The 26,722-nt window shown below is 46.8% G+C and carries 18 protein-coding genes; 8 read left to right on the top strand and 10 right to left on the bottom strand.

The window, feature by feature from the left end; translation table 11 throughout:
- Nucleotides 1–262: 262 nt before the first annotated feature.
- From NST70_RS13270 to NST70_RS13280, 3 genes are all read right to left on the bottom strand, one after another.
- Nucleotides 263–1,012 (bottom strand): LytTR family DNA-binding domain-containing protein, encoded by a 750-nt coding sequence (locus tag NST70_RS13270; protein WP_014097305.1) that lies wholly within the window; start codon nt 1,010–1,012, stop codon nt 263–265.
- Nucleotides 972–2,672 (bottom strand): sensor histidine kinase, encoded by a 1,701-nt coding sequence (locus NST70_RS13275; RefSeq protein WP_172653407.1) that lies wholly within the window; start codon nt 2,670–2,672, stop codon nt 972–974. The genes NST70_RS13270 and NST70_RS13275 overlap by 41 nt, the downstream gene beginning before the upstream one ends.
- Before the next feature lie 1,106 nt (nt 2,673–3,778).
- A complete protein-coding gene (locus NST70_RS13280) occupies nt 3,779–4,795 on the bottom strand; it encodes an asparaginase (protein ID WP_035183786.1) in 1,017 nt (338 codons plus the stop codon).
- A 472-nt stretch (nt 4,796–5,267) separates the two neighbouring features.
- Here NST70_RS13280 and NST70_RS13285 point away from each other — a divergent pair, with 472 nt between their 5' ends.
- The 7 genes from NST70_RS13285 to NST70_RS13315 all read left to right on the top strand — a co-directional run bounded on the left by NST70_RS13285 (nt 5,268) and on the right by NST70_RS13315 (nt 19,591).
- The gene (locus NST70_RS13285) at nt 5,268–6,836 is read left to right on the top strand and encodes a multicopper oxidase (RefSeq protein WP_014097300.1); all 1,569 of its coding nucleotides are present in this window, start codon (nt 5,268–5,270) and stop codon (nt 6,834–6,836) included.
- 364 nt (nt 6,837–7,200) lie between these two features.
- The gene (locus NST70_RS13290; protein WP_017550125.1) at nt 7,201–7,785 is read left to right on the top strand and encodes a TetR/AcrR family transcriptional regulator; all 585 of its coding nucleotides are present in this window, start codon (nt 7,201–7,203) and stop codon (nt 7,783–7,785) included.
- Between the two features lie 142 nt (nt 7,786–7,927).
- Nucleotides 7,928–10,837: a YhgE/Pip domain-containing protein gene (locus tag NST70_RS13295; RefSeq protein WP_035188796.1), complete on the top strand. Its 2,910-nt coding sequence runs from the start codon at nt 7,928–7,930 to the stop codon at nt 10,835–10,837.
- 561 nt (nt 10,838–11,398) lie between these two features.
- Nucleotides 11,399–12,889: a TIGR02677 family protein gene (locus tag NST70_RS13300; protein ID WP_035188800.1), complete on the top strand. Its 1,491-nt coding sequence runs from the start codon at nt 11,399–11,401 to the stop codon at nt 12,887–12,889.
- Entirely contained in the window at nt 12,889–14,052 is a 1,164-nt protein-coding gene (locus NST70_RS13305) for a TIGR02678 family protein (protein ID WP_017550120.1), read from the top strand. Before NST70_RS13300 ends, NST70_RS13305 begins: the two co-directional genes overlap by 1 nt.
- 17 nt (nt 14,053–14,069) lie before the next feature.
- A complete protein-coding gene (locus NST70_RS13310) occupies nt 14,070–18,164 on the top strand; it encodes a TIGR02680 family protein (RefSeq protein WP_035188882.1) in 4,095 nt (1,364 codons plus the stop codon).
- A gap of 131 nt (nt 18,165–18,295) precedes the next feature.
- Nucleotides 18,296–19,591: a TIGR02679 family protein gene (locus NST70_RS13315; RefSeq protein ID WP_342475297.1), complete on the top strand. Its 1,296-nt coding sequence runs from the start codon at nt 18,296–18,298 to the stop codon at nt 19,589–19,591.
- 202 nt (nt 19,592–19,793) lie between these two features.
- Here the strand turns inward: NST70_RS13315 and NST70_RS13320 are convergent, their stop codons facing one another.
- The 7 genes from NST70_RS13320 to NST70_RS13350 all read right to left on the bottom strand — a co-directional run bounded on the left by NST70_RS13320 (nt 19,794) and on the right by NST70_RS13350 (nt 25,157).
- Nucleotides 19,794–20,285, bottom strand: coding sequence for a CBO0543 family protein (locus NST70_RS13320; RefSeq protein ID WP_328229677.1), 492 nt, complete (start codon nt 20,283–20,285; stop codon nt 19,794–19,796).
- 278 nt (nt 20,286–20,563) lie between these two features.
- Nucleotides 20,564–20,716, bottom strand: coding sequence for a hypothetical protein (locus NST70_RS13325; protein ID WP_014097291.1), 153 nt, complete (start codon nt 20,714–20,716; stop codon nt 20,564–20,566).
- Between the two features lie 372 nt (nt 20,717–21,088).
- Nucleotides 21,089–22,780, bottom strand: a complete 1,692-nt coding sequence (locus NST70_RS13330) for a methyl-accepting chemotaxis protein (protein ID WP_035183775.1) — start codon at nt 22,778–22,780, stop codon at nt 21,089–21,091.
- Nucleotides 22,781–22,984: 204 nt separating this feature from the next.
- The gene (locus tag NST70_RS13335; protein ID WP_035183773.1) at nt 22,985–23,836 is read right to left on the bottom strand and encodes a DUF817 domain-containing protein; all 852 of its coding nucleotides are present in this window, start codon (nt 23,834–23,836) and stop codon (nt 22,985–22,987) included.
- A 2-nt stretch (nt 23,837–23,838) separates the two neighbouring features.
- A complete protein-coding gene (locus tag NST70_RS13340) occupies nt 23,839–24,054 on the bottom strand; it encodes a helix-turn-helix transcriptional regulator (protein ID WP_014097288.1) in 216 nt (71 codons plus the stop codon).
- Nucleotides 24,055–24,064: 10 nt separating this feature from the next.
- Nucleotides 24,065–24,547, bottom strand: a complete 483-nt coding sequence (locus NST70_RS13345; RefSeq protein WP_017550115.1) for a DUF2975 domain-containing protein — start codon at nt 24,545–24,547, stop codon at nt 24,065–24,067.
- Nucleotides 24,548–24,776: 229 nt separating this feature from the next.
- On the bottom strand, nt 24,777–25,157 hold the full coding sequence (locus NST70_RS13350; protein WP_014097286.1) for a hypothetical protein: 381 nt from the start codon (nt 25,155–25,157) through the stop codon (nt 24,777–24,779).
- 164 nt (nt 25,158–25,321) lie between these two features.
- Here NST70_RS13350 and NST70_RS13355 point away from each other — a divergent pair, with 164 nt between their 5' ends.
- Nucleotides 25,322–26,710 (top strand): L-cystine transporter, encoded by a 1,389-nt coding sequence (locus NST70_RS13355; protein ID WP_342475302.1) that lies wholly within the window; start codon nt 25,322–25,324, stop codon nt 26,708–26,710.
- The last annotated feature ends 12 nt before the right edge of the window (nt 26,711–26,722 follow it).

The raw sequence follows: 26,722 nt of genomic DNA on the forward strand, positions 1-26,722 counted from the left end.
GTCCATTCAAGATGGCATATGGATAGATGCAGACATGCCAACTTTTATGCGCAAACGGTATGACCGGAAGCAAGCCATGACCGCTTTTTCAGTGCAACCCCTTGGAGGATGGCCTATCGGAAAGCAGGCATTCTAACTTTTCATGTGCGAACGACCGCAGTGCGCAAAACAGACCATGCTTATTTTGTCACGCCCGTCCTGGAAAAACAGGAAAAGCCGGCATGCACTTTTCGTGTTCATGCCGGCCGCTTTTCACTTTCGTTTAAAAATGCATCAGCGCTTTAAACTGTTTCACATTTCTTCTGCTTACCGGAATTTCCGCATCCATCCCGTTTAAGCGGAGTAAATACGTTTGATTGAACCACGGCACAATTTCCCGGATTTTTGTTAAATTCACTAGATAAGAACGATGGCAGCGAAAGAAAAGATCCTCAGGCAAAAGAGACTGGAACTCTGATATCGCCATGGGCATTTCAAACGTTTCCTGTTGTGTATAAACAAGCGTGATTTTCTCCTGGGCGGCGCAGTAAAAAATATCGTTTGCATCCGCCACAATAATTTTCTCGCCCTTGCGCAAGTTCACCCGCTCTTTCCGGTGCAGCCCGCCGTTTCGCGGCACAGCCCCTTCTTCCCCCAGCAATGAATGCTCTCTTTTATACGCAGCCTCGAGCCTTTTCAACATGGCGGCAATTCTTTTTTCTTCATACGGTTTTAAAATATAATCAAATGCTTCTAGTTCAAAAGCCTGGACGGCGTGTTCCTTATAAGCCGTTGTAAAAATAATATACGGTTTATGCGCAAATTTGCTGATGCTGCCTGCCAGCAGCATGCCATCCAGGGAAGGAATATTAATATCGAGAAAAATCGCATCTGTTTCATGTTCCTGCAAAAATTTCAACACATCCAGCCCATCTTCAAAACAATCGGTAATTTCAATCTCACTGTACGTTTCAATCAAATACGCCAATTCTTCACGTGCCGGTATTTCGTCTTCCACTATAATGGCTTTCATATTCTCCCACCTTCGGAACCTCAAAATAAACTTCTGTTCCGGGATTCAGCCTTCTAATGACCAGACCGTTTCCATAAATCAGTTTGACACGGCGATGGACATTATAAAGGCCAATCTGTGTGACCGGCATATTATCCTGATAAACATGCTCAATCACTTCTTCCGGAATGCCTGCCCCTGTATCCGTCACACTGATGCGTACTTTATCTCCTGCCTCTTTGACGGAGATTTTTACGACTCCTGGCCCTTTTACTTTTAAAATCCCGTGGTTGATCGCATTTTCCACAAGCGGCTGGATAATTAGGCTCGGGATCAGCACGGATACGACGTCAATCTCATATTCAACCTGCAGGCGGCTGCCGAACCTCGCTTTTTCAATCTCAATATAGTCGCGTACTTGCTGCAGTTCTTTATTAATATCAATAAAATCGTCGGTCAATTCAAGATTATAACGCATAAAACCGGATAAGTTCATGATTAATTTTCTTGCTTTATCGGGATTTCTGCGGGTCGTGGAAGCAATTGCATTTAACGCATTAAACAAAAAATGCGGGTTGATTTTTGTCTGGAGCGCCTTCCACTCCGCTTTATTGGCTTCTTCTTTGATTTCTTCGATGCGCGAAATTTCCATGAGCGTCGAAATCATCTGGGCAAGGCCGATTGCCATTGTCTGCAGGGAATAGGTGATTTTGTTCGCTTTTTTATAATAAATTTTCAATGTGCCGGTGACTTCATCCCGCTCTTTTAACGGAATAATCAGCAGGCACTGGATCTGCGGGGTCTGCTGGTCTTGGATATGGTTGCGGATCGTGATTTCCCCGCTTTTGATCGCAGTTTTTGTCAGATCACTGATAATTTCATGACCGATCTGGTACCTTTCCTGCCCGAATCCGACATAAGCCAGGATTTTTTTCGTATCGGTGATGGCAACCGCATCGGCGCGAATCTCGTTTTTAATAATGGCGCAGATTTTTTCTAACGATTCTGCATTGATGGCGCGGAAATAAGGCATCGTTTTATTGGCAATATCAAGCGCCAGTTTCGCCTGTTTTGCCGCCACAAATTCCTTCTCGCCCTCCACGCTTTTAATCAGCAGAACAATCAATCCGATATTGACGTCCCCCGCGATCATCGGGAAGGCAATTTTGGACACAATATCCACACCGGTGCTGAACGGGTGGGCAAAAACAAGAATCAAAAGCATGGTTAATATTTCACAAAACATCCCGGCTGCGATCCCGACGAACCAGCGCCAGGAATTTTTCACTTTCCTGCTGATCAGGCCGGAAATGACGCCGGCTGTAATACTCGTAATCAAGCACGGGATGGATGTCACCCCGCCAATATCTATTAAATAACGGTGCAACCCGGAGACAATGCCTGTGATAATGCCAACCCACGGGCCGAACAGGATGCCGCCTGATACGATAGCAATAATCCGCACGTTGACAAGCGACCCGTCCACCTTAATGCCAGAGTAAGTCGCAAAGATTGCAAAACTGCAAAAGACGGCAGTGATAAAACTCAGTTCAAAAACAGACGGCTGCTCTTGTTGAAAAATTTCTTTAAAACGCGGAATTCGCGTGATAAAAAATAAGCAAGTTAATAAAAGGGCAGCCCTCTCAAATATTTCCAGCAACATTTCAAATGACTTTTCCACTGCGCTCCCCCCCCCTCGTGAATGCCGGAAACTGCTTCTCAAGGCCGGATCTGGCGCCTATTTTCAATGTTTCCTAACAATTTGGCCGGTCTGGACCGTGAAGTTCGTGATAAAAGTCTATATAAAATGAACTTAAGTTTTTACATATAGCCCGAGCATCCATTTGTTTGAGCACTACTTTTTGCGGTAGGCAAGAGAGCGGTAATATTTTGTTCATTTTATATAGCATCTATTTTTCAATGTTTCCTAACTCCAGTTTACTAAATTCCCCGCACAGTTGGTATGAAATTTAATGGAATTTATGACGGCGGTTTTTGCAAACGCAGAAAAGGCCTGTGTTTTTGTGAAAAATGAACATAGTGCAGTCCTATGTAAAAAGCGATGATATTTTCATCGAATGTTAACGCGGGACGTTTCTAAGTTCGGGAAGGCACCCAAATTTTTGCTTTTGCTTAATGTAGAGCGCTTCTATGTTAAGGAAGCGGTCCAGTTTTTCGCCTTTCCTTAATGTAGAGCGCCTCTATGTTAAGGAAGCGGTCCAGTTTTTCGCCTTTCCTTAATGTAGAGCGCCTCTATGTTAAGGAAGCAGTCCGAATTTTCGCCTTTGCTTAATGTAGAGCGCCTCTATGTTAAGGAAGCTACACGAATTTTCGTCTTTCCTTAACATAGAACGCTTCTATGTTAAGGAAGCGGCACCAATTTTCGGCTTTCCTTAACGTAGAGCGCTTCTATGTTAAGGAAGCTACACGAATTTTCGTCTTTCCTTAACGTAGAGCGACTCTATGTTAAGGAAGCAGTCCGAATTTTCGCCTTTGCTTAACGTAGAGCGACTCTATGTGAAGGAAGCAGCACCAATTTTCGGCTTTCCTTCACATAGAACGCTTCTATGTGAAGCGCAATCTCCATTTTGCCAAAAGTGAGCGTGGAGGGATGATACGTGAAAATCCGCACAAAATTGGGGCCAAAAAAATGCCGGGAAAACGCTGCGAACAAGGGCTTTCCAGCGGGATGCTAAAATGCATTCAACTAAAGACTTCCCCTCCCGCAATCTTTCAACCGTTTTCCCAATCTCGTGCCAAATCCAAGCAAGCGGCGATTGCAATCTTTCAGCCGTTTTCCGGAGCGCTTCCCCCCCAATCCCGTGACAAATCATAAGCAAGCGGCGTTTCGATGATCTTTTTCACTTCAGCGGGATCGTCCGTTTTGCCCAGCGCCCACATCAGTTTCGGCACAATTGCTTCCGTATTCATATCCCCGGAAACAATTACCGGATATTGCGCGACTTTTCTTCCGACTTCATACAAATACAAATCATGCCCTTCTTCCAGGCATTGCGTCGAAATCATAACAGCAATCCCGGCATCGGTCAATTCCTTGATTTTCGGCAGCAAGTTGCGCCCTTCAAACGGCACCCCGCCGTTCCCGAAACTTTCAATGATCACCCCGCGGTAATGTTCCTTTAAAAAATCAAAGATCTCCGGCTTTGTGCCCGGGTACAATTTTAAGAGAAAGACATCCGGTGACAGACTTGTCTCAATATGAAACGGCTGCTCCGAGGGTGACGGCCTCCAATGATAGTGCACCTCGTCCCCTGTTACATAAGCAACATACGGATGATTGATGCTTTCAAACGCATCGTAGCTTTTCGTTCGCATTTTCACCGCCCTTGTGCCAATGATCACGCGCCCGTCAAACACGACAAAAACGCCGCCAATCTCCTCACAAGCAAACCGGAGGGCGTTGAAAAGATTTTTCTTCGCATCCGTCTTTTTAAAACTGATCGGCACCTGTGAACCCGTCAGTACAACCGGCTTATTCAGCCCCTGCAGCATATACGACAAGGCCGCCGATGTGTATCCCAATGTATCCGTTCCATGTGTAATCAAAAAGCCGTCATACTGTTCGTAATGTTCCGCGACTGCTTCAGCAATTTGCACCCAATGTTCCGGCTGCATGTTTGTGCTGTCGCGGTTCATTAATATCTTTGCGGTGACATCGGCAGACAAAGCAGCACGCTGAAAATATTTCAGCAAGTCTTCTCCCGAAAGCCCGGGTTTCAGCCCTTCGTCCCCCTCGACGGAAGCAATGGTCCCGCCTGTTGCCAAGAGCAAAATTTTTTTCATTTGTGCCACCTTCTTTTCTTACTGTCTCGGAAACCAATATAGGTTATTATATGTTTTTTACTGTGAACGTTCAATTTTTTGACGTCTTCAACTCATTGGGTAAAAGCCTTCTGCATCAGAATTTTAACCTGTTCTTCAAATTCAATAAAGACTCTTTGTACCCTTTAATCATCCAGCAATTATTGATATCATATCCATGGGAAGATCTCTCTCTAGATGTTCATCTAGCTGTGTACATTTAGATAATAGAGTGTCTTCCCTTTTTTCCATTCATTTGCTCCTTCGAGTAAAATTTTACACATACCCTCGCATCTCAACCATTTTTCAAACATGCCGATGCTTTTGATACGGCGGGCCAAATTCAGGCAAAAACGTTATCTTCGCCGCTGGTACCATTCGCCCTTTCCAAAAGCCTTGATGGCTCATATTCTGTTAGAAATGCACGGCATCAATTGATGAGGGAGTGGGGAGTTTGAGCCCAAATTTAGAAAAGTTTGTTGACCGCCTGCCGCTCGCGGAAAAAATCCGACCGGTGCGGGAAGAGGGCGGGATCGCATATTATGAAGTCACAATGGAAGAATTTTGGCAAAAGCTGCACCGGGATTTAAGGCCGACAAGATTATGGGGGTACAACCGCAGCTTTCCCGGGCCGCTTTTTGACGTACCACACGGGAAAAAGATACGGGTGAAATGGACAAATCATTTGCCGCAAAGACATTTCCTCCCGATGGACACCACCATCTTAGACGAGATGGGAACAGACTTTCCGGAAGTGCGGACTGTTGTGCATCTTCACGGCGGGGAAACTGAACCGGACAGCGACGGCTATCCGGAAGCCTGGTTTACACGCGATTTTAACAAAACCGGGCCGGACTTTAAAAAAGAAGTGTATGAATACACAAACAGCCAGCGTCCCGCCACTTTGTGGTACCATGACCATGCGATCGGCATTACGCGCCTCAATGTGTATGCTGGTCTGGCCGGCATGTATATCATTCGCGACCCAAAAGAAAAGGCTTTCCATCTGCCATCCGGCAAGTACGAAATTCCGCTGCTTCTTACAGACCGGACTTTCAACAATGACGGATCTCTTTTTTATCCGCGCCAGCCGCAAAATCCGGGACCCGAAACACCGGATCCCTCTGTCGTGCCGTTTTTTCTCGGCGACACGATTCTTGTAAATGGTAAAGTCTGGCCCTATTTGGAAGTGGAACCGCGAAAATACCGGTTCCGGATTGTCAATGCCTCTAACACGCGGGCCTATCGGTTATACCTTGATTCCGGCCAGGCTTTTTACCAGATCGGTACGGACGGCGGGCTGCTCAGGCGGCCGGTGCAAGTTGAAAATCTGGCATTGGAACCGGCAGAACGGGCGGATTTGATCCTTGATTTTTCCGAATATGCTGGGCAGACGATTCTTTTAAAAAATGACCTCGGTCCAAATGCCGATCCGGCCGACCAAACCGGCGATGTGATGCAGTTCAGAGTTGTGCTGCCGGTTGCCGGAGAAGACACAAGCCGCATTCCGCGGTCTTTATCTTCCATCCCGGTTCCTTCCAGCCATAACGTAAGCGCCATCCGCCATTTAAAACTAACCGGTGCAACCGATTCATACGGGCGCCCGCTGTTGCTGCTGGACAAAAAAAGATGGATGGATCCGGTCACGGAAACACCAAGGCTCGGCACAACCGAAATCTGGTCGCTTGCCAATACAACGGCTTTTACCCATCCGATCCATATCCATCTTATCCAGTTTCAAATTTTGGACCGCCGCCCATTTGACTTAGATTTATATAACGAAACGGGTCAAATCGTATACACCGGCCCTGCCACCCCGCCGGAACCGAACGAACGCGGCTTTAAAGATACCGTTGCCGCACCGGGCGGGCAGATCACCCGCGTTATGATGCGGTTTTCCCCGTATGCCGGCGACTACGTGTGGCACTGCCATATTCTCGAACACGAAGACTACGATATGATGCGGCCGTTCCAAGTCATCGATCCGGATTTGCCGGCATCAGACGGCCCCCTTTTGGATTAAAGGCTGCTTTCAAACGAATGGAGACCAACACCGGCTTGTAAAACTTTAACCGAGCGGAGATTTCTAAGCTGTTTTTCAAATAAATCACACAACCTCCATACAGCCGGGCGCCGGCAATTTTAACGAAATTAAAAGTTGTTTTTCAAGTAAATCAAGCCCGAAAATCCTGGTTTCCCGGATAAATCGTCATAAAAGGCCATTTATCCGGGAGCCAAAAAAACGGCAATTTAAAAAATTGTCACATGCAAGTTTGGCCACTATCTGGTATACTAAAAACGGAAGCGGATTCATACCGTTATTTTTTTGCCGTTTATATACTACTTGACCAATTCATTCATTTGGTCAAAAAAGGGAGGGGGTTGCAATGGCAGACAGGAAAAAACTGATTGTGGAAGCAGCTGCGAAATCTTTTTCTGAATTCGGCTACAAGGCGACCACGATGGACCATGTAGCAAGAAGGGCAGGCGTCGGCAAAGGCACGATTTATACTTTTTTCAAAAACAAAGAAGAACTGCTCCAATATATTATGGAAAGCCTGATTGCCGAAATGAAACATTCAGCCGAAGAAGCGATTGATGCGCGTTATTCTTTTCACGAAAACGTCCATCACGTGCTGTACCAATTGCTGGAGTTCCGGTTTAAGCACCAGCTCGCCATCAAATTGTACGAGGAAGTCAATCTTGGCACACCCGAAGTAGTGGATGCCCTCCACCATGTGGAAGAATCCATTCTGAACTATATCAGCCAGTACATCGGGGAGGCGGTGCAAAAGGGCGACATTTATCCATGCGATCCAAAACTAACCGCATTTATTATGTTTAAAATGTATATTGCCCTGATTTTTGACTGGGAGAAAAATCATCCTCCCCTGTCGAAAGAAGAGATTTCAAAACTGTTTGAACTGTATTTTTTTAAAGGTTTATCGGCAGAAAGCCATGTGTGCTCATGAACGCAAAGGGTGCCATCTGATGCGCTGCCCAGCCATGGAAGCAGAACGCTGTGACAGCATGTTTTTTCGTTTTCTTCATTATTTTTTTACCCTAAAATGACCGGATGACCAATTTAGTCATCTATTTAAGGAGGCATTCAAAATGAATGGCTATACTTTATTTGGAAAAGAACTAAAACAAATTATCCACCAACCGAAAGTCCTGATACCGCTCATTGCCGTCATTCTGGCGCCGATCCTGTATGCCGGCATGTTTCTCTGGGCATTTAAAGATCCGTATGCCAAAATGGACCAGCTGCCGGTTGCAGTCGTCAACCAGGACGAAGGGGCAAAAATGGATGGACAGCAGCTCACACTCGGAAAAGATCTGGTTTCGAACTTAAAGAAAAGCGGCGGCTTTGATTTCCATTTTGTATCGGAACAGCGGGCAATGGACGGGCTTCGCGGCCGCCAATATTATATGGTAATCAGAATTCCGGAAAACTTCTCCAAAAGCGCCACCACTCTATTGGCCAAAAATCCGGAAAAACTTCAGCTTCAGTACATGCCAAATGACAGCTACAACTTCCTGTCCAGCCAAATCGGCGAAACGGCCATGCTGAAAGTAAAAGAAAAAATGGCGGACGAAATTTCAAAAACGTATGCGGAATCGGTTTTTCAAACGGCCGAAAAAATGGCGGGCGGTTTTAAAACCGCAAGTACTGGGGCCGCAAAACTTAACGAGGGCGCTGTTAAACTGGATGACGGCGTCACGGTGTTAAAACAAGGGACTGGGCGGTTGCTTTCCGGGGCTGCTTCATTGCAAAATGGCAGCACAAAAGTACACAACGGGGCGCTCGCAGTAAATTCAGGCGCAGTCGCTTTAAACAAAGGAATGCCCGTTCTTCACGCAGGCATCGTAAAAGCCGGGGACGGGGCGCAAAAATTGAATGCCGGGGCAGGACAGCTTTATGCCGGCGCAGTTTCGTTAAACAACGGGACGGCACAAGCCAATACCGGTGCAAAAGCATTGAAAGCGAATCTTGAAAAGCTGGCATCCGGTTCCATTACTTTTACAAAAGGCATTTCTGACGCAGCTTCAGGTGCAGAAAAACTGGCAGCCGGCACCTCCACTTTGAGCACCGGCCTGAACCAGCTTTCAACAACGGGCAGCAATTCTTTATTGTCTGGCGCTACAAAACTGCAAAAAGGCGCAGGCGATCTTGCATCGGGAAGCAGTCAGCTCACATCAAAGATGAAAGAAGCAGAAACAGCCATTCCGGCACAGCTTTTACAAGGCACATCACGGCTCAATGCAGGCGTTACGCAAATGAAAACGGAATTGCCGAGCAAAGTCGCAAAAGGCGTTTCCACCGAGCTCAATAACAGCATCGGGCAAATCAATAGCGGGCTAACATCCGCGCAATCCCAAATCAGCAGCGCAATGGCTGCCCAAATCGATTCAGTGACAGAAGAACAAATTAAACAAACAGACGAACTTGTGGAAACATTGGGGAAACAAGCAAACCTGCCCGATGCGCAAATCGCACAAATGAAGAAGGCGGCTGAAAATCGTATTCAAAGCGGGAAACAAAACGTGCAGGATAAATTGCAAGCCGAAATCAACGCAGGGTTTAACCAGATAAAACAAAAAGCCCAAGCTGCGGTTCCTTCTGAAGATGCGATTGCTGCAAGCATTTCAAACCAAACGAATCCGGCTTTTGACCAGCTTACAGCGGGCATTTCAGAGCTGAACGCCAATATTGAAAATGACAAGGATCCTTCGAAAGAAACAGTCAAAAGCAGCTTGCACAAACTTTACGCAGGCGCCGTGGACTTAAATAACGGGATTGCGGCTTTAAATGCCGGCGAACAGACCTATACTGCCGGTTTACAGAACCAGTTTATCCCGAATTTGAAAAAAGCAAATGACGGGGCAGTCGGCCTTCAAACAGGCGCAGAAAAACTTGCAAGCGGCCTGAAACAGATCAATAGCGGGGCGGGAACCCTTGCCACAGGCGCCGGAAAGCTGGCAGACGGTTCATCAGCGCTCGCAGAAGGCACAGGCCGGCTGCAATCCGGTTCTTCACAGCTTGTAAACGGCTCTTTTGCATTGAAAAACGGGACCGGTTCTCTCGTTTCCGGCACAAACGAGCTGCAGTCTGGTTCAGCGCGGCTCACAGCAGGCGCAGAAAAACTTGCAAACGGCACCGGACAGCTCGCATCTGGAACTGGACAGCTCACATCCGGATCCGGGCAGCTTGCATCCGGCATAAAAGAGCTGAACAGCGGTTCCGGTCGTTTGTCTGACGGGACAAAACAATTAAAGAGCGGGACGGCGGAACTGAAAAACAAACTGGGTGATGCTGCCAACACAGCAAGCAAGATCCAGGCAAATAACAAAACGTACAACATGATGGCCGATCCGGTCAACCTTCATACAACGCATTACGACAGGGTGCCGAATTACGGTACCGGCTTTACGCCGTACTTCTTATCCCTTGGGCTCTTTATCGGGGCACTGATTTTGACAATCGTCTACCCGCTCGTTGAATCGGCAGGCATCCCGAAAAACGGCATCAGCTGGTTTTTCAGCAAATTGGGCGTACTCCTGATTGTCAGCATCCTGCAATCGGTCATTGCAGATGTGATCATCCTTTCGGGTGTCGGCATTCATGTAAAAAATGTGCCATTGTTTCTATTGTTCTCGGTATTAACAAGCTTTACCTTTATGGCGCTGATTCAATTTTTGGTTACGTTTTTGCAAAACCCTGGCAGATTCCTTGCCATTGTTATCTTAATCCTGCAGCTGACGAGCAGCGCTGGGACTTTTCCATTGGAAGTCATTCCGAAATTCATCCAGTGGTTTAACCCGCTGTTGCCGATGACCTACAGCGTGCGCGGATTTAAAGCGGTGGTTTCCAGCGGAGAGTTCGACGTGATGTGGCAAAACGCCGGCATCCTACTGATTTATATCGCAGCTGCCGAAATCCTCACCCTGTTGTACTTTGTCATCCGTTACCGCCGCCAGTACGGGGCGTTGCATGAACATGCCGTAGCAAAAGAAGTTTAAAGTGACGGCCGAGCTGCGGGGGCGGTTTTCCTCTGGCCGGCTCGTACCAGATTGGATGCCGAGCATGACATTTCCTCTGGCCGGCTCATAACAGATTTAACAGGCTGCCCGGTGTAATGGCCGGGCAGCCTTTCTATATAAACTGAACTTAAGTTTTTCGCGTCAAAATCCATTACGATCAGGATAAACATGGATTCTTGTAACACATAAAGAAGCAGTAAAATTGAGTTCAATTTATCTATTTCAGCCCGCACCGGTTCCGGAAGCATTCTATTGATTTTTGTAGATACCGCTGGTTTTTGGGATGCGCTTCCTTTTTTGGATAAAAGTGAAGACAGCTTGCCGTTTTTCAGATTCCTTCACGTAGAGCGCGGGAACAGTACAGGCTGCCGGTAAAGATTCCGCTTTTCATTTTTGTACTTGCCCCTCCCCCCATGCTATGCACCTGGCAGCAGCCATATTTAAGTCCAGGATAAAAAACCACAAAAACATATTTTCCATGCCAAAATTCCTGCGAATCTTATACAATAGAAGTAATACAAGCAAATGTGGTGAAACGAAATGGATCAGATCATGAAGAAAGTTGTCGAAGCGAGTTATCTGACGGCGGATTCGGCCGCCCAATACCGTGTGATTTTGCGCTTCTTTTATCGACAACATGAAAGGATGCGCGACTTTATTGCACCGGAGGAAGTGCTCGAATATCTGCGTTCGCTCCCGGCCTTCCAGGATTATGCGGAAGAACAGCTGCACCAGCAGTTGGCCCAGCTTGTGAAATGGAATAATCTGGTTGCTCGCCAGGATATGACCAATGCCAAAACAATCGAAGAATATAAGAAAAAAAGATTCCGCTACCAGTGCACACCTTACACGGTAGAAATCGAGCGGATGCTGATCCAGCTTGAAAAATTGGGAGACCAGTTCCAAGGATCGCTCGAACGTTCGCAATTTGACCGCCTACTCGCCTCTTTGGAAAAACTGGAAGAGGAACTGGAACATCCATTGAATAAACCTGCAGCCGATTACATGCATATTTGGGATGACATTTTTCACTTTTTCGGGACCATCCGGACGAATACGGCGGATTACATCGCTTATATCAACAGCGAAAAGACGTCACAACGGATGCAGACGGAAGCCTTTCTCGTATATAAAAACCAATTTACGGCTTATTTGCGTGATTTTATCGTATCGTTGCAAAAAACTTCCCTGCAAATCAGGGGAAGACTGCGTGAACTGGATGGGCAAAGATTGGCACCGTTTTTTGAAAAACTCGTGGAACACAGGCGCCAAATTCCGCGATTGGAAGATACGGCAGCTTCCGAACAAGAATGGCTGGAAGAGTTCCACGAATACTGGGGGTCTTTGCGGCGGTGGTTTCTTGGGGGCAGCTCTTCCCAAAGTGAATTGGAAATGTTGCAGATGCAAACAAATGAGATGATCCGGAGAATGGCCCGTTATGTACAACGGATCAGTGAACGCCAGCAACATTTCCGGAGCCGGAAAAAAGATTATTTGCATCTGGCCAAATGGTTTGCCGAATGCCGCAATCTTGAAGAGGCCCATCAATTGTCATCGATCGTGTTCGGGGCGATGACAGTAAGGCATTTGCATCTGGAGGAAGCGACAACGGACAATCTTCATGCCGAGACATGGGAAGAACAGCCGGAGATGCGGCAAATCAAGCCGCGAACGAACCGGTACCGCGAGAAAACAAAGCCGGGCGCTTTCCGATCTAATCATGAACAGAAAGAAAAACAGCGGCTCGCCTATTTAAAAGAGCGCGAACAGGAAAAACAGCTGATTGAAAAATACATGAAAAACGGAGAGATTCGCCTTGCAGAAATTGGAACCGTAGAACCGTTTGTCCGGAAAGTGCTGCTCGGCTGGATTGGAAAATCAATGGCAGCGAAAAACCATGAGGTAAAAACGGATTACGGGATGACCGTAAAAGTTGCGATGAATCCGGATCATCTCATCACACTCGATGCAGAAGACGGGAAACTGATCATGCCGGATGTCGTATTTGAACGATCAGGAGGAGAGCGCTGATGGATCCGTTACAAATTTTTGATGAAAAAGCGGTGCAGGGAATGGACTTGTTATTCCATCATTATTGGATTTTGCGGTCCGAGCACCCGGACTGGTACCAGCTCATCCGCGAACGCGAAAAAGTGCTGCGCCGTTACATCAGCGAGAAATTTGGCCTTAGGCTGATCATCCATCAGCATTTTATCAAGCTCGAAAAAATCCCAGTGGAACCGGAAAGCTGGATGGGCATCCTGCATTTTCAGGAGCCGATGGATTATGCAATTTTTTGCTGTGCGCTCTCCTTTTTGGAAGGAAAAGCGGTGGATGAACAGTTTCTCTTGTCGGAAATGTGCCAGGAAATCCAAAACAATTATCCTGTAGAAGATGAGCTGGACTGGACGCTTTATCTTCATCGGAAGTCGCTCATCCGGGCAGTCCAAGCTCTGATGGAATTCAGTCTGATTCGCACAATAGACGGCGATATTTCTAGGTTCGACACTTACGAAGACCAGGAAGTCCTATATGAAGCGACCGTTTACAGCCGCTATTTTCTAAGAAGCTTTCCGGATGATTTTACAAGTTATCCGGACTGGACCGGGCTCCTTGAAGAAGACTGGAAACAAAATCAGGAAGATGAACGGCGTAAGCGGGTGTATCGGAAATTGTTTTTCTCACCTGGCCTGCACCGGAAAGATATGCAGGACCCTGATTTTCTTTATATCCGCAATTTCCGCAACCGGCTTTTGGAGGACATTGAAGAACACAGCCATTATAAACTCCATGTTTTCAAAAACACTGCATTTTTATCTGCCGCAGAACCGCGGAGTTACCATCATGTTTACCCGAATGCAAAAGGTTCCACGGATCTGATGCTGCAGTTGTCTAAGACGCTACACGACCATCCGGAAAAATATGTCCCCAATGAAGCGGGGGAAATTTTGCTTACGGCAGGCGAGTTGGAAGCGGTGATAGACGATATGCGCACCCGCCTTGAACGCGGGTGGTCGAAACATTTTCGAGATGCCGGTACAAAAGCGGTATGTGCGGAATTGCTCGAAATGATGAAAGAATGGATGATGGCGGAAACGGATGAAGCAGCGGGACTGATCCGGATAAAACCGCTGTTGGGCGTGCTTGCAGGCGAGTATCCGGCTGATTTTGAGAAAGGGGATGAGGAACCGTGACAGAAGGAAAATGGGTGATGAACCGCGCCGGCTTGTTAAATTTTTGGTATTATGACGATGAAGTTTTTGAATTTGCAGACGGAAAGCTGTTGTTGCGCGGCACAAACGGTTCAGGGAAATCGGTGACGATGCAAAGCATTTTGCCGGTTTTGCTGGATGGGAAAAAGACGCCTGATCGGCTTGATCCATTCGGCTCAAAAGCAAGGAAAATGGAAGATTATCTGCTTGGGGAAAAAGAAGTGTCCGGCCATGACGAGCGGACCGGCTACTTGTTTCTGGAATATCGAAAGCAAGGGACAAAGCAGTATATCACAACGGGGATCGGCATGCAGGCAAAGCGGCACAAAACTTTAAAATCATGGTATTTTGTCCTGACTGACAACCGCAGGATCGGCTACAATTTTGAATTGACACACACCCGCCAATCGGAACGGATTCCGTTGTCTGCAAAAGAGCTTGAAAACCGAATCGGGTCTGGGGGGCATCTTGTCCATTCGCAGAAAGAATATATGGAACTGGTGAACAAATATATTTTTGGTTTCCAGTCGATGGAAGCTTTTGAAGATTTGATCAAGCTTTTGATTCAGCTCAGAAGCCCGAAATTGTCAAAAGATTTCAAGCCGACGGTCATCTATGAAATTCTCGAGTCTGCGTTACCACCTTTGACAGATGACGAGCTTCGCCATTTGTCCGACACGATTGAAAGCATGGACGAAACGGAGCAGCAGCTTGAACAGCTTGAAAGAGAGCACGAATCGGCAAAAAAACTGGTGCGCCAATACGATCTTTACAATCAATATATTTTGGCAGAACGCGCCCAAAAATGGCAGGAGGCCGAAAGCAGGCTGCAGGAAGCAAAGCAGGAGGCCGGTACGTTAGCAGTTCGCTGTGAATCCCTGCGCGGAGTGATTGAAAACCTGACAGAAGATCAAAAACAGAACGAACAGAAACGCGACGTTTTAAAAGCGGAACAGGAACGGCTGCAGCACCATGAGGTATGGCGCCTTGAAAAAGAAAAAGGAGAGCAACAGGCCAGGTCTGAAAAGCTAAAAAGTGAAGCAGCAGATCTGGAGAAAAAGTGGGAATTAAAGAAAAGCCAGCTTTTAAACATCCGCTTGGAACAGGACCGGTTGGAAACAGAAAACAGCAAGGATGAAGCCAGCATGCAGGAGACGCTGGATGAACTTGCACTGGATGCCGGAGAAGCGGCTTTCCCCCAGCACGAGATCAATGCCGGAGACTTTTCTCGGCATGAAGGGGAAGCTTTTGATTTTTCTGTTTGGAAACAGGAAATCAAACAGCACAGCGGACTTTTGCAAAAGTTGCAGCAACTGGCCGGAGAAGCGGAGCGGCTTCACGAGATGCATATGAAATTGCAGCGCCAGTCATCTGCCAAAAAGCAGGAAATTGACGAACTCCGTAAACAACTTGACCATTTGGAGAACTGGTTTACCGAACAAAAACAAGAACTGGAAGATGCCGTGTTTTTATGGATTGAACAGCATCCGGCCCTCCCCTTTACAGACGAACGACTCCGGCGCATTGCCGGCGCGCTGGACGGGCTCTATGAAGAAAACCGTTATGAAGCGGTCAGGGAAGAAATTGTGAAGGCGGCAAACGATTATATTTTGCAAGTGCAGAAGGAAATTTCCCGCGCGGAGCAGGCGCAAAAGGCAAAAGAACAGGAATTGGCTGAAGCCGAAGAAACACTTATGTATTGGAAAAACTTGAAACTTGCCAATCCGGAGCGCCCTCAGGATACGGAAGCTTTCCGCGCCGGTCTCGATGGAGCAGGGAAACGCTATCTCCCCTTTTATGCCGCGGTGGAATTCCAGGATCATGTGACCGAAGCCCAAAAAGCCAGAATTGAAGCGGCACTCCGGCAGACGGGAATTTTGGACAGCCTGATTACGGAAGAACCGGTTACACCTGTGCACGACCGGGTTATCCGTCCAAATCCGCACATTCTCGGCTACACACTTGCCGATTACTTAAAGCCGGATCCGGATAATGACAGCCCGGTATCAGCCGCACGCATTGACGAAGTGTTGCGCAGCATTCCGCTTGAACCGTCGGACAGCGGCTTTCACATTGATGCGGATGGCTCTTTTTCAGTCGGCTGCCTTGTTGGCCATGCTCCGGATGAAGGACCTTCCAAATTCATCGGCAGAACATCCCGGAAACGGTACCAGCAGGAAAAAATAAAAGAAACAGAGCAAACGATTGCTGAAATCCGCCTAGCCCTTTTGCAAATCGAAAACCGCCTTTCGGAATGGGCTAGGAAAGTACAAGAAGCAGAAGATTGGAAAGCGGGCATTCCAGATGACAAAGATTTACGCGACCTTGAAGAACAGATTGAAAAAACAGCGCGCAGCCTGAAACAGGAACAGGAATTTCTGACAGAAATTGACCGCGATTGGAAACAAGTATACCAGCATTTGCAAAACATCCGGCTACAGCTGCATGAGCAAGGAGCCGGCTTGAACCTTGTCCTTCAAAGTGGTCCGCTCGATGAAGCACTAGCAGCTGCGAAAAGTTATGAAGAACATCTTCACAGCCTGGAGCTCATTTTTCAACGTTTGTTTTCCGGGCGCAAAATGCTTGCGCGTCTTGCTGCGGATATCCTTGAAAAAGAGCAGGAACTCGATGAAATTCGCGGTGAAGAGAACATCCGCCGGTCAGAATGGGAGAAAACGGTGGCAAATATTGAAGCGATTGAGCAGCAGCTGAAATTGCAGGGGATTGATGAGGTTCGCGCCCGGATTCAGGCAGTCCAACACGAATATACCAGTACGGAGGAAAAAATCAGGGAGATCTACGAAGAAAAGCCGAAAAAAGAAGCAGAACTAGAAAAATGCACCACCAATTTGTCTCTTGCCAAAACGCGTACCACGTTTTGGACAAATATGGCGGCGGAATGGGAGAAACTCGTAAAAGCAGAACTTTCCCTCGGCTTCGTGGAGAGCGAGCACACAGAACCGGAAAGCATTTTGACGGCGTTTTCTGGTGTGCTGGAAAAGTATGACCGCGCAAAATTAAATGAAAACTTGACAAAAGTTTTTTTCAACGAACAGTCAAATTTAACAGAATACCGCATGTCTGAGTTTACAAAAGAAGCGGACCCGCCGGATTGGTTCGCTGAAAAACTCGATGACTATTACGAAACGTTCAAAAAGGAATGGGAAGGCTTGCGGGGCCGCCGCCTCATCCAGATGGAATACCGCGGCCGCAGGGTGAGCCCGTATACGGTACTCGAGTCTCTTGAAAAAGAACTTTTAAACTTGCAAAGTTATTTGGATGAGCAGGACAGAAGGCTGTACGAAGATATTATCGTCAATACGGTTGGCGTCATTTTGCGGAACCGGATCCAGCGGGCAGCCAAGTGGGTAAAAGAAATGGATGCGATCATGAGAAACCGGGATAATTCGTCCGGACTTACTTTTTCGATTGCCTGGAAGGAAAAAACGGCGGAGTCCGAGGATGAGCTCGATACAAAAGATCTTGTCGCGTTGCTGCAGCGCAACAGCAAGTTTTTAAACGAGGACGATTTGAACCGGATTACGAAACATTTCCGCTCACGGATTGCGGCTGCCAAAGAACTGATTGAAATCCGCAATGAAGGGTCGACGCTCCATCAAGTTTTAAAAGAAGTGCTCGATTACCGGAAATGGTTCCAATTCGTGCTGTCATACAAACGTGCCGGCGAGCCGAAACGCGAACTGAGCAATACCGCGTTTTTCAAATTCAGTGGCGGAGAAAAGGCAATGGCCATGTACATTCCGCTCTTTACAGCAGCCTATTCGCGCTATTTGGAGGCAGGCAGTATGGCGCCGTACATCATTTCGCTGGACGAAGCGTTTGCCGGGGTAGATGAAAACAATATCCGTGACATGTTCGAAGTCGTCGAGCAGCTTGGATTCAATTACATCATGAATTCGCAGGCGCTCTGGGGTGATTATGACACCATATCCAGTCTTGCCATCTGTGACCTTGTCCGCCCGAAAAACGCCAATTATGTGACAGTGATCCGTTACCGGTGGGATGGGCATAAACGGTCGATTGTAGAGAAGCCGAAAGAATCATTGGCAGGCGCCACCCCGGATCTGCTTTGAAAAGCGTTCATCTACCCGTGCGTAGCCGGGATGCCAGAAGTCATTCCGGTCTCTTTTAATCGGCGTAAAATGGTCCCTGAAAGCGGGCAAAAAGATATCCGGTTAGGGCGTGAGAAAAGGAGTTTGAAATGATGAAGGATGCGATCGATCTGTTAAGGAAGGAACCGGGGATGCTGAAACTGTTCCACCTTTTTAAAGAAAAATACCGTTCGCTCGGCCATATTGGGGGAACAGTCAGCCTTTCCGGTTTTACGCGCACCGAACTGGAGGCGATTGCCGGGCTGGCCGGCACGTCCCCTGATTTGCTCAGAGAGAAAAACAAAATTTCGCTGCGGGCATTTGAAAAAGCGCTGGCACCGACTGTTTTCGGAAAATACACCCTTGTCGAACTGCTTGAAGCGGTTTTGAAGGAAAGAATTTTTTCCAAAGCGGAAGAGGAAGAAATTGAGAAAAAGAAAGAGGAACAATTTTTGGCACGGCTGACGGAAACGATGCCGGACGGAAATGGGTGGTGGCGCCGGATTGCCAGTAAAACGGCTGACACGCGTTTTATCTGGCATGCATACAAGCAGGACCCGGATACGTTGTCCGCACAGCTCAAAATGGTTTGGAAAGCTTTCACGATGCTTCCAGAAGAAGGGAAATACGAACGGATTCCGTTTTATTCCCAGCGTATTACCGGGAACCCGCATTTTTTTGATCAAACCCGTTTCGCGGGCAAGCTCTTTATCCACTGTTTGTTCACCGACCAATGGTTAAAAGGGCTGATCGAAGAAGTGCCGAAAACAACGGAAGAATTGAACGAACTGTACGCAAATGCTGGGCTGATGCGGGATGACTTATGGAGTTTCGTGACATGCCGCGCATTTTTGGCGGAAACCGAAAACGGCCTGCACCCGGTCTGGCGTGAAGCCGCATCTACTGGGACGGTCATGAACGTCCCAGTGAAAGAATTATTGCAGCTAACGAATATTTGGCCACGAGCGGGAAAAAAGGTTTGGATCATTGAGAATTCCGGTGTCGCTTCGGCTGTGCTTGATGCAGTGTCCGATGCGCCTGTGATTTGCACGCATGGCCAGTTCCGCACTGCTGCCTGGATCATGCTGCAACATCTTGCAAAAAACGGCTGTACTTTTTATTATTCGGGTGATCTCGATCCGGAAGGCGTTGTCATGGCAGAGCGCCTCAGCAGCCGTTTCCCGGGGCAAACGGTATTTTGGCGGATGGATCCGGATGCATACTTTTTGACCCTGTCGGAAGAGGATATATCCACCCGGCTTTCCAAGCTGGATGCGGTTCAATCCCCTGAACTGCTTTTGGTGGCAAATGAAATGCGGTTAAAGAAAAAAGCAGGATACCAGGAAGGCCTTGCCGATTTGTTGATAGAAGATTTGAAGAAAAGATGGTTGAGTGGAAAAGAAGCATGACATTCGTCAGGTTCAGCTATATAAAATGAGTTGAGGTTTTTCCATCCACATGAATCGTTATGCAGAATGTCCCCCGCTTATCTCATGCCGATCCTCAGCCACAAACTTCACTTATAGGGTGCTCAATCAGTGGTCTTACAATCACGGGGGAAGCCCCGTAGACCCAAACAGTACAGGCTGCCGTTAAAGCTTCGGCAGCCTGTTAGGTTACAGACACCCTTTCCCTATTGATTTTCCTCACAAACGCAATGATGAGCCTGCAGATGAAAAATTTGCCCATCATACTGAAAAAAGAATGATACCATGTCCACCCTTTCCTCCAAGTGATCAAGTTCGTTTTTTTCTCAGCGATGGTTTCCATCATGACTTGCGGGAGGGAAATCAGAAGCACTTTAAAAATTTGGCTCAATGGTCTGCTGTTTAACGCCCATTGATTGTAGTAAAGCAATAGCAATGGATAATGCACGAGATCAAAGGGCAAGTGGATCTTAAATTTATCAGGAAATGGCCGGATCTTGTATTGAATAAACCCTTTCTTTACCAGATAGGTGTCAGCAAGCAAATTTCCTGTAGCACTGACAAGATAAACAATGATCCAATCCTTAAAGGAACGTTTTACGATGGCAAATGGCAGTAAAGCAATGCCGATTGCAGTGACTAATGACAATAATGTTACTTGGTGTTTTCGTTTCATTTTTTATCACTCCTGATTTTAATGAAGGCGATATAAAATGAACTTCAGTTTTTACATCAAGTCCGGGCGTTGACTGATGACTCCTTTTTCCATTAGGCAACAAAGATGCGAAATGTTGTTCATTTTATATACAGCAATCATTTGTTATTTTCTTTTCCGATGCCCTTTTCTATAAAAAGCGATGCAGCATGGGCCGCCTGATTCCCTTCCTGATTTCAAACACGGAGAAGGGTCTTTTCTGCAAAAACAGCCCCATTTTTTGAGGCTGTTTTTTGAAGCTATTTCGTGCTCTTATTTGGCGTGTTTTCGCCGGCTGTTTCGAGGCCGGTGCTCGGAGCGTGGCCGGTTTTGAAATGGTTTTGGCTTTTTCGGACCGCTTCCGGTATTTTGTATTGTTGCTCGTTTGTTTGGTTTTCTCCAGTATTTGGCATTTCCAGGCTCCTTTGCTTTCGTCTCATGCATAGGATGCCGGCTTCGAAACGTGTGTAATCAGGAAATTTTTTACAATCCCATCACGGATAACTACGGGGTGCTGAGAGCCTGCGCGGATTTTATGGCTCCAAAAATTTTTATTATGATGCCATGAAACATGTTTATCATCCTGAATTTAGGGAAAAAGAATAAAATTCGCATGTTTATACACAATTATTTCCACAGGTCTGGATAACTTTTCCCAAGTTCTTGTGGCGTTCAGACTTTTGGTGCAGCCTTTTTCGATTTTACTTAAGAAGGAGTTGCCCCTTTGCCGCAGAAAGGTTCCCGTCTTTTACCTTTTAAAGGGGTTCATGGTGCGGTCTGGCATATTATAATTTAAAATGCTGGATGCCATCTTGCAGGTCCTGAGCCAAATGTGCAAGCGCGTTAGAGAGGGACGAGATTTCTTCCATCGTTGCCAGCTGCTCCTCGGTTGCTGCACTGCTTTCCTGGTTGGCTTCAGCGGTCTTGGTGGAAATAACCGCCAGTTCTTCCAGCGTTTTTGTAATTTGGGCGCCTTGGTCATTCAATGACTCAACCGAAGCTGCCACTTCCTGCACTTTTCCCAACACATTTTCCATCGATTCAGAGATTTTGATAAACGCAGCGCCGGCATCCGAAGATTCTTTTAGCCCCGTATTGACCTGATGATGGCCTTCTTCCATCGCTTTGACTGCATGTGTCATTTCCGATTGGATATTGGAAACCATCGTCCGTATTTCATCCGCCGATTTTTTGGACTCCTCTGCCAGCTTTCTGACTTCATTTGCCACCACCGCAAATCCCTGACCATGTTCCCCGGCTCTTGCCGCTTCAATCGTTGCGTTTAAAGCCAGCAAATTCGTCTGCTCTGCAATGGACGTAATAATTCCCATAATCCGGCTGATTTCCTCAGACCTTTTCTCCAGGCTGCGGATAATGTCAGAGGCATTGGCAACTGTTTTTTCGATATGATTCATTTGGTTTTGAACATTTGAAACGGCCTTGTCCCCTTCTTTTGTCAGCGTATTTGCAATTTCAACCGCTTTTTCCATGTCTTCGCTGTTCCCGGCGATTTTGTGCAATTCCAGTGACATTTGTTCAACGGTTGCTGTCACTTGCTGGATTTGGACCATTTCGTGATCCGTCTTTTCAGCTGCCTCTTGGGTGACCTCGGCAATATGCTCAGAAACCTGGCTGCTTTGTTCGGCACTCGCTGCCAGCTCCTGGCTGCTTGCTGAAACCTGTTCAGAAGCTTCGCTGACCTGGCTGATGATATTTCTTAAATCTGAAATCATTTCATTTAATAAGCCGGCCATTTGCCCGAGCTCGTCCTTATTTTTCACATCCACTTTTTCTATATTCAAACGGCCTTCCGCAATGTTTTTTATGGCTTCGGAGACAACCCACACCGGCCTTGAGATTGCCCGGCTCAGCAGCAGGAGCAGCCCGATTCCGATCAAAATGGAAACGGCCGAGATACTGCTGATCAGCAAAATAAGGAAATGCACGGTTTTTTCAGTCTTTTGCTTTTCAACATCCAGCACGTGGTTGATCCCTTTCACAAGCGCATCTGTTTGATTGCCCAGTTCCTTACCTGTTTGCCGCCCGGAAGTGGATACAAGCTGCAATGCCTTTTTCTCCTGTCCATTTTGTTTATAGGCAATTTCTTCATTTAAGATTGCTGTGTACTGATTAAATAATGCTTGCTGCTCTTTTACATTGCTGATGTTTGACGGGTCGGTCAAATGGCGCAGCAATGCTTTGCTTTGGGCTTTATAGTTGTTTGTTGCCTCTTTATAGTCATCTAAATAAGCCGGTTCGCCGGTCAGCAAATACCCCCGTACTGCGGCTGACTGTTCCCTCACACTGATCTTTATATTTTTGGCGGAATCCAAGTTTTTCGTTTGAACACCGATCAGTTTGGCATACGTGCTGTCCAGCTTGTTTAACCCGATATAGGCACCGGCTGAGACAATGATCAATAGTGACAAGATAGATCCAAATACCAAAAATAATTTGCGGGAGACGGTTAATTGCATGTTCTCTTACCTCTTTTCTGCCTTTATTTTACTTTCCATTTTATATCGGCAGAAATGATGGTTTTTGGAGATGGATGTGAATCACAAATTTAACAATTTAGGTAAATGCTTAAAGATGATCCAGCTTACGTTTGTATGTTTTAAGCACAGCCGGTGATCGGGGGCTAAAAAATGTTCCTGAAATCCTTTTGATTGATTTCCGCTTCAATTTCCCCAGCCTTGCTCCGTCTTTTCCCCGCCTGACCTATTTCCTTTCACCTGCTTCAACGTGGCCACAATCAAAAAGCTGACAATGACAAGCAAGAGCCAGGAGCTTACCTTGCCGAAGTGGACAGGGCTCCAGGCGTGGGCCTGATCCGGATATTGCCAGGCGCCAAAAAATGTTGCGATATTTTCAGCGATCCAGATGAAAAAGCCAATCAGTACAAAAGAGAGGGCAACCGGCATGCTGTAGCGGGTGCCGTTTACCGCATATGTAACCCGGGATTTCCAAAAAACAACGAGAACAAGTGCGGAAAGCCACCAGCGAATGTCGATCCAAAAATGATGGGTAAAGAAATTCAAGTAAATGGCAGCAGCAAGCGGAAACACGATTAAAAACGGCGGCCAGTTTACGAGCTTAATTTCAAGCCTCCGCCACGCCTGGCAAATGTAACTTGCGACGCTCGCGTACATGAATCCGCTGTATAACGGCACACCCAAAATTTTCACATACCCTTTTTCCGGATAAGACCAGGAACCCATATGAATTTTAAAAATTTCCAGTGCAAGCCCGATCAGGTGGAACAATGTAATGACCTTTAATTCGTCCACTGTTTCAAGCCGGGAATGCACCATCCACCATTGCGTGAAAAGGCAAATGATAAGCAGCCAGTCATACCGCGGCAAAAAAGGGAGCGGCACAATTTTTGTCAGCGCCAATGACGCAAAAATCACAACAGGAAACAGACAGGACAGGGCCTGCTCCCGGGCAAATAAGAGAAGTTGGACGAGCGCCCGCTTCATTCGCAGCCTTGCCGTTTTTTTCTGAACATGCTTTTGAACGGTTGCCTCCATGGTCACTCCTCCATTGTTTCCCGGTATTCCAAAATATCGCCGGGCTGGCATTCCAACGCTTTGCATATCGCGTCCAAAGTGGATAACCGGATTGCCTTTGCTTTTCCGTTTTTCAATATCGACAGATTGGCCATGGTTATGCCGACCCGCTCCGAAAGTTCCGTCACACTCATTTTCCTTTTTGCCAGCATGACATCAATATTGATGATGATCGCCATATTTTCCACCTCAGACCGTTAAATCATTTTCATTTTTTATTTCAATCGCTTCCTGCAAAAGCCTTTGCAGCACAGCGGCAAAGACGGTAATGACCGCTGATGCAAAAATAATGAAGAAACAAATGACGAGAATTCCCGGGGCATCATCTCTATCCGCCATAAGATAAAAAAGCGGACTGCCTGCCACGTATAAGAAGCCAATCGCTGCGGCACAGTATTTAATTTTTTTCAGAGCCGTTACGGAACTTGCCGAAAAAGCAGTGTTTTTGTCAATCAAACCTAAGAGTATGAAAGCCTGGTACAATGCAAAATAAAAAGGGAGTGTTGCCCCGTAGATCACAAGCAGCACGAGAAATGCCATGAACGCAAAATCCGGAACCAGGTGGGCTGCTAGTTTTCCAATCTCCGGCACCACAAAGATGCACAAAGCAAGAATTGGGATGCCAATCAAAATGACCGCCAGCCGTAAAAAGAGCGTAGATCCCCGTTTCATAAAAAAACACCTCACTGATGAATTGTCGCTTTGATTTTAGCATAGGATTTATCGTTTCACAATAAATAGTTATTGTATAGCAATGTATTTTTATCTTTTTTCAATGTATCTCCCCTTTACCTCCATTCCCGGTAAACAGCCTGCCACTTCCCCTTATTAAAAAAAGAAAGCCGGAAACCATTGGATCCGGCTTAAAAATTCCCGGCTTTAACCGGGGCGTTTCTTTTCATTACTCATCACAATGATCACATTCATCCGGAATACCCGGATCTACCGTAATGTTCTGTTCATATCTTTGATAAACATGGCGCGGAACGTTTACAACATGTTGCCTGTTTACTTGGATGATGGGATGCACATAAGTGACGTTTCTTTCAACGTAAGTGTCCTTATAAACATACTTCGGTTCGCAAAATACCGTGTTGTTGGTACGATTGGATTGATTGCCAGTGTTGTTCATATTGCCAGCGTTATTCATATTGCCAGTATTTTCGTAACGGTATTCCGGCTGTACAGCATTGTTGCTTGTGCTGGTATTGCCCGCTGTTTCCTCACCATAGTGATCGTGCATCCAAGGGACGACTGGTGTCTTTTTTCGCCGTTTTTCCAATCTGTTCACCTCCCATTCTTTTTTCAATATATTAAATGACAGAAAAGAACAGATTGAAACGGACGAGTAACCAATGGGACATAAATTCCGCCGCCAAATACCTCACTTGACATATCGGAATAAGATGATTAAGATGAAAAAGGTTAACAAAAGGAGGGGGAAAATTGAACATTTTATACATTATCATCAATCTGGCCGTCTTTATCATCCTGTTGGCCGGTTTGTATGCGATGCAAAGAAAACATGTTTCGTTTTCAAAACGCGTTTTCTCGGCATTGGGCATTGGCATCGTTTTCGGCATTATCCTGCATTTCTTGTACGGCACGGCGTCGTATGTGACCAACCATACGATCGACTGGCTTAATATTGTCGGCAGCGGTTATGTTTCGCTGTTGCAGATGGTCGTCATGCCGCTTGTCTCCATTTCCATTTTAGCGGCGTTTACGAGGCTGAAATTAACCAAAAACATAGGAAAAATCAGCTTTCTTGTACTCGCCATTTTACTTGGTACAACTGCGATTGCCGCTGCGCTCGGAATCGGATCCGCGCTTCTGTACGGGCTGGATGGCATCCACTTAACGCAGGGGACCGCTGAAGCCGCGCGAAATGCGGAACTAAAAACAAGCGTCGCCAGCGTAAAAGATATGACCATTCCGCAACAAATCGTTTCATTTCTGCCGAATAACCCGTTTGCGGATTTAACCGGCGCACGCCCGACTTCTACGATCGCGGTTGTGATCTTCTCCGCTATATTGGGGATGGCCTATCTCGGGGTAAAACGCAAACAACCTGAACAGGCGGAACATTTTGCAAAAATCGTTGATACTTTGTATACGATCGTGATGCGGGTGGTTACCCTTATTTTAAGATTAACACCCTATGGCGTACTTGCATTGATCACCAAAGTCACAGCCTCAAGCGACTATGGCGCCATTGTCAAACTGGCAAAGTTTGTTCTGGCTTCTTACACAGCGATTATCGTCATGTTCCTGGTTCATTTGCTGCTCATCAGCCTGGCAAAATTGAGCCCGGTACGATATGTGCAAAAGGCGCTGCCTGCACTCACTTTTGCCTTTACTTCCCGTTCCAGTGCTGGTACGCTGCCGCTCAACATTGAAACGCAAACGAAACGTTTCGGCATTTCGGAAGGGATCGCCAATTTTTCGGCTTCCTTTGGCCTATCCATTGGGCAAAACGGTTGCGCCGGTATTTATCCGGCAATGCTGGCCATCATGGTTGCTCCATCTGCCGACATCAACCCGGCAAGCCCGTCTTTCATCATTACGCTGATCCTTGTTGTCGTTGTCAGCTCATTCGGCGTAGCGGGTGTCGGCGGGGGTGCCACTTTCGCATCGCTGATTGTATTGTCAGTGCTCAACCTGCCGATCGCGATTGTCGGCCTTCTGATCTCTGTTGAACCATTGATTGACATGGGCCGGACGGCATTAAATGTCAGCGGCGCCATGACTTCCGGTATTTTAACCGGCAAAATTACCGGTGAAATGGATAAAAAAATATATCAACAGGAAGATGCCGATCTTCTTGAAGCATAATAGAAAAAAGCT

Source organism: Weizmannia sp. FSL K6-0777 (genome assembly GCF_038593185.1).
In the GTDB taxonomy this organism is placed as follows: domain Bacteria; phylum Bacillota; class Bacilli; order Bacillales; family Bacillaceae_C; genus Weizmannia; species Weizmannia faecalis.

Bases quoted from the DNA above. Each gene is read 5' to 3' on its own strand.
- NST70_RS13270 (WP_014097305.1), bottom strand. From the start codon at position 1,012: ATGAAAGCCATTATAGTGGAAGACGAAATACCGGCACGTGAAGAATTG.
- NST70_RS13320 (WP_328229677.1), bottom strand. From the start codon at position 20,285: ATGAAACGAAAACACCAAGTAACATTATTGTCATTAGTCACTGCAATC.
- NST70_RS13340 (WP_014097288.1), bottom strand. From the start codon at position 24,054: ATGGCGATCATCATCAATATTGATGTCATGCTGGCAAAAAGGAAAATG.
- NST70_RS13300 (WP_035188800.1), top strand. From the start codon at position 11,399: ATGGATCAGATCATGAAGAAAGTTGTCGAAGCGAGTTATCTGACGGCG.
- NST70_RS13305 (WP_017550120.1), top strand. From the start codon at position 12,889: ATGGATCCGTTACAAATTTTTGATGAAAAAGCGGTGCAGGGAATGGAC.
- NST70_RS13290 (WP_017550125.1), top strand. From the start codon at position 7,201: ATGGCAGACAGGAAAAAACTGATTGTGGAAGCAGCTGCGAAATCTTTT.
- NST70_RS13295 (WP_035188796.1), top strand. From the start codon at position 7,928: ATGAATGGCTATACTTTATTTGGAAAAGAACTAAAACAAATTATCCAC.
- NST70_RS13345 (WP_017550115.1), bottom strand. From the start codon at position 24,547: ATGAAACGGGGATCTACGCTCTTTTTACGGCTGGCGGTCATTTTGATT.
- NST70_RS13335 (WP_035183773.1), bottom strand. From the start codon at position 23,836: ATGGAGGCAACCGTTCAAAAGCATGTTCAGAAAAAAACGGCAAGGCTG.
- NST70_RS13330 (WP_035183775.1), bottom strand. From the start codon at position 22,780: ATGCAATTAACCGTCTCCCGCAAATTATTTTTGGTATTTGGATCTATC.
- NST70_RS13315 (WP_342475297.1), top strand. From the start codon at position 18,296: ATGAAGGATGCGATCGATCTGTTAAGGAAGGAACCGGGGATGCTGAAA.
- NST70_RS13310 (WP_035188882.1), top strand. From the start codon at position 14,070: ATGAACCGCGCCGGCTTGTTAAATTTTTGGTATTATGACGATGAAGTT.
- NST70_RS13325 (WP_014097291.1), bottom strand. From the start codon at position 20,716: ATGCCAAATACTGGAGAAAACCAAACAAACGAGCAACAATACAAAATA.
- NST70_RS13280 (WP_035183786.1), bottom strand. From the start codon at position 4,795: ATGAAAAAAATTTTGCTCTTGGCAACAGGCGGGACCATTGCTTCCGTC.